The 4,213-nt window shown below is 60.7% G+C and carries 3 protein-coding genes; 1 reads left to right on the top strand and 2 read right to left on the bottom strand.

Features of this window, described 5'->3' with window-relative positions:
- The coding region (locus B7L72_RS17200; RefSeq protein WP_081195647.1) for a sodium-dependent transporter at positions 1 to 1,149 on the bottom strand (1,149 nt) is incomplete at its 3' end.
- Between the two features lie 88 nt (positions 1,150 to 1,237).
- Positions 1,238 to 2,455 carry a YbfB/YjiJ family MFS transporter gene (locus B7L72_RS17195; protein WP_016914457.1) on the bottom strand — a complete coding sequence of 406 codons (1,218 nt, stop codon included), beginning with the start codon at positions 2,453 to 2,455 and terminating at the stop codon, positions 1,238 to 1,240.
- Between the two features lie 223 nt (positions 2,456 to 2,678).
- Here B7L72_RS17195 and B7L72_RS17190 point away from each other — a divergent pair, with 223 nt between their 5' ends.
- Positions 2,679 to 3,938, top strand: coding sequence for a M20/M25/M40 family metallo-hydrolase (locus B7L72_RS17190; protein WP_016914458.1), 1,260 nt, complete (start codon positions 2,679 to 2,681; stop codon positions 3,936 to 3,938).
- Positions 3,939 to 4,213: the final 275 nt, after the last annotated feature.

Genomic DNA, 4,213 nt, shown 5'->3' with positions numbered 1-4,213 from the left:
CTCAAAGAAGTGCCTGCCCGCCAGCGTCCAGTCAGCGCCCAGATTGAACGACAGCATCGCCAGCGTGCTGACCAGCCACAGCACGATCCCGGTGGACCAGGCGGCCACCGGGCGCGTGATGCCCTTGTTGTCGCACAGCCAGGAGACGGTGGCTTCGACCATCGAGATGGATGAGGTTAGTGCCGCCATGGAGAGCATCAAAAAGAACAGAATACCGAACAGGGTGCCCAAGGGCATAGCCTGGAAAGCCAGCGGCAGGCTCATGAAAATCAGCCCTGGCCCTTCGCCAGGATTCATGCCGTTGGCAAAGATCACCGGGAAGATTGCCAGCCCGGCCATCAGCGCCACCACGGTATCGGCCAGCGCCACGCTGACCGTGGTACGCCCGATGGAGGCCCCTTTGGGGAGATAGCTGCCGTAGGTGAGAATGGCCCCCGAGGCCAGCGACAGCGTAAAGAAGGCGTGCCCCAGCGCCGCCAGCATACCGGCACTGGACAGGCTGCCCGCATTGAACGAGAACAGGAAGCGGACGGCGTCACCAAAGCCACCGGAAAACACGCCAAACACGATCAGCAGCACCAGCATCAGCACCAGGCCCGGCATCATCCAGCTGACGCTCTTCTCGATCCCCTCCTGTACGCCCTTGCCCACGATCAGCATGGTCAACAGCGTCACCAGCGTGCTCCAGCCGCCCAGCACCCACGGGTTGGCGTTGTTGGCCGCAAAGATCGCCGCCATGTCATCGACGCTGCTGCCCGCCAGACCACCGGAGAGCATCTTCCACAAGTAGGAGAAGGACCACCCGGCCACCACCACATAGAACGACAGAACCATGAACCCGCAAAGCATGGCCATCCAGCCGATCAACGACCAGCCGGAGGAGCGCCCCGATTCGCTGACCACCCGGCGGATGGCATCGATGGGGCTACCGCGACCACGACGACCAAAAGCGATCTCGGTCATCATCACGGGCACCCCGACGGCCAGGATGCAGGCCAGATAGACCAGCACGAAAGCGCCGCCACCGTACTCCCCGGTGATATAGGGGAATTTCCAGATATTGCCCAAGCCTACCGCCGAGCCGGTAGCTGCCAACACAAAGCCCCAGCGGCCCAGCCACTGAATACGCGGTTGTCCAGAAGACGCCATGCCCTTCTACCCTGTCAGAAAAAAGCGCCTATCCTAGAGGATTTTGCCCTCGAAGCCCACGCATCTCTGGGTCGCGCCAGCGCTTTTTCTATGCGGCCAGCGCCTTGGCCTCAGCGTCCAGCCGCTGCGCCGTGTAGTCGATGCGACGTAACCATATCAACAGCAACGCCCCTGTCGTCACGAAGCCACCGGCCAACCAAAGCCCCAGGTAGTAGTGCCCAGAGGCTTCCGCCAGCATGCCCGTCAGCGCCGGCGCAACGATTTGTGCAGCCCCATACGCCAGCGTCATTTGGCCCATCAAGCGAGCGGGGCTCGCTGGGTAAAGCCGCCCTGCCATGGTCAATACCAGACTCACACAGCCCAGAAAGGTACCGCCATACAGCACGGCGCTTACCAGCACGCCCGGCAAGGTCGGGCTGACGGCAGGCAGCACAATGCCAACGACCTGAACCAGCATCGCAACGATCAAGGCGCCCAGGTAGCCAATCCGCCTTGCTATCAGATCCCACAGCATTACAGTGGGAGCCGCTGCCAATCCGACTAGCGCGAACGCCCAGTTACCCGCTCCCGCCAGCAGCGGTTCACGCTCGACGATGGCGACCAGAAAGGTGGCGCTGATGACGTAACCGTACCCGGCACAAAAATAGGCAGGCAGCATCAAGCGCATGAAGGTACGGCTGGGCGGCCGGACCGGTGCAGCATGCTCAGACGTGCCTGGAAGCGGCTTTACGGGGCGAGGCAGCCAGCACCATGCGGGCACCAGCAGCACCAGCCCTAGCAGGCTAAAGCCCCACCATTGGGCTTGCCAGCCCAGCGCAAGCGCTTGCATGAATTCAACGGCCAGCGCCGCCACCACGATGCCAACCCCCACCCCAGCAAAATGGATCCCAAGCTCGCCACGCTGATGATGCTGAATCAGCCAATGGAGAATCAGTCCGGACGCCAGCAGCATGGAACCACTGCTGGATAACCCCGCGATAAACCGCAGGCCTGCCCATACCCAGAAGTGCTCGGTCAGCGCCATCCCTAGCGTACTCAGCACCGCCAATACGAGCCCAGTCCGGAACAGAGTATCCTTCAGGTGCAAGGTGCGGATAGATGCGGCCAGCACAGCGCCCAGCATGTAGCCGGCATAGTTGAGTGCCGCCAGCCAACCACCATCGGCATCATTGAGCCAACTCTGCTGCTGCATTACGGGCAATAGCGGGGTATAGGCGAATCGCGCAATACCAATGCACAATATCTGGCTAAACACCCCTGCCAACAGAACTTTAAAACGAGGACTGACCAGCGTTTCTGCCGTCATGGCAACACTCCCAGGACATCGATACCATGGTAGTTTCATCAGCGTGCATACGTTAATGATCATAGTAAGGTGTTTCAGACAGCGCGTCATGACCACCTAGGTCGGGGGTGCGCTTATCCCGCGCGCATGCAACCGCCGCCGTTGCCCCACCCACTGGCGACAGAACACGCCACAATCTGTCAGACTAGTCATCACTGACCACCGCTGTAAGTGAGGTTTCACCATGACCGATACCGCAACACCCTGGACCCAGCCCATGCCGGACGCACAGTTCACCCTGATGCGTGACATTCTGGCGGCGCCCAGCCCCGTAGGCCTGGAGGGCGCCATGACCTATGGCGTTCTCAAGCCCTATTTCGAAAGCTTTGCCCCGGCGGGCTGGCACCTGCATCAGTTCAAGGGCAACGCCGGTGTGGTACTGGACACGCATCCGGGCCAGGACGACATGTTCAAGCTGATGATCATCGGCCATGCCGACAAGATCCGCATGCAGGTTCGCTCGATTGGGGAAGACGGCAAGATCTGGATCAATACCGACTCTTTCCTGCCGGGCGTGCTGATCGGCCATGAAGTCACCCTGTTCAGTGAAGACCCAGAGGCCCCAGGCAGCTACCGCCGCATCGACGGCGGCACGGTGGAAGCCCTGGGCGCGATTCACTTCTCCGACCCGGCCCAGCGTGATGGCAGCAAGGGCATCAAGAAAGAGCAAATTTACCTGGACCTGCAAATTCACGGAGAGAACAAGAAGCAGCAAGTCCTCAACCTGGGCGTGCGCCCCGGCGACTCGATCATCTTCAATCGTCCCATCCGCCCGGGGTTCAGCCCGAATACCTTCTACGGCGCCTACCTGGATAACGGACTGGGCTGCTTTGTCGCCGCCGAAGCCGCTCGGCTCGTTGCCGAAGCCGGTGGCACCGACAAGGTTCGCGTCATGTTTGCGATTGCCAGCTACGAAGAGATCGGCCGCTTCGGCAGCCGCGTGATGGCGGGCGAGCTGAAGCCCGATGCAATCATCGGCGTGGACGTCAACCACGATTACGTGGGCGCGCCCGGCATTGGCGACAAGCGCATGCAGCCGCTGGAAATGGGCAAGGGGTTCACGCTGTCGGTGGGCTCGATTGCCAGTGAGCAGTTGAATCGCATCATTGCCACCGCCGCCAGGGAGCACGACATTCCCATGCAGCGGGATATCGTCGGGGTAGATACCGGCACCGACGGCATGGCAGGCGTACTGGCCTCCATCGACAGCGCGGCCACCTCCATGGGCTTCCCCATCCGCAACATGCACACCATTTCGGAAACCGGCAATACCCAGGACGTATTGGCAGCCGTGCATGCCCTGGCACACACCATCCAGGCCATGGATGCCATGCCCGACCTGCATCAGGCTTTCAAGAACAACCACCCGCGCCTGGACGAAGCCAGCCCACTTGCCCACCAGGGCAGCAGCAAACCGGAAAGCGGTACTGACAGCACCGACTGACCCCGGTACTTCCCACCATGGTGGCTGAGGAAAACCTTAAATTACTGTCCGGTATTAGTTGACCACTACAGCCACGATGGGCGAATAGGCAAAAAAAACCCCGGCCATGACTGGCCGGGGCAGTACTGACTCCTCCCTGATCCTTCTTCATGAACGTCCTGTTCATGCATCCCTGGTGCTCAAGCGCTCCTTGCTTGATAGTACTCCCTGAAGGCACGTTTCCTTATGCCACTGCCTACTCTGCAGCTTCTATATGACAACTGCATTAACCTGAG

The sequence above is a fragment of the Halomonas sp. BC1 genome (assembly GCF_002078135.1).
GTDB classification, from domain to species: Bacteria; Pseudomonadota; Gammaproteobacteria; order Pseudomonadales; family Halomonadaceae; genus Vreelandella; species Vreelandella stevensii.
The sequence above is the reverse complement of the archived record's forward strand: the minus strand, read 5'-3'. Positions and strand labels throughout refer to the sequence as shown.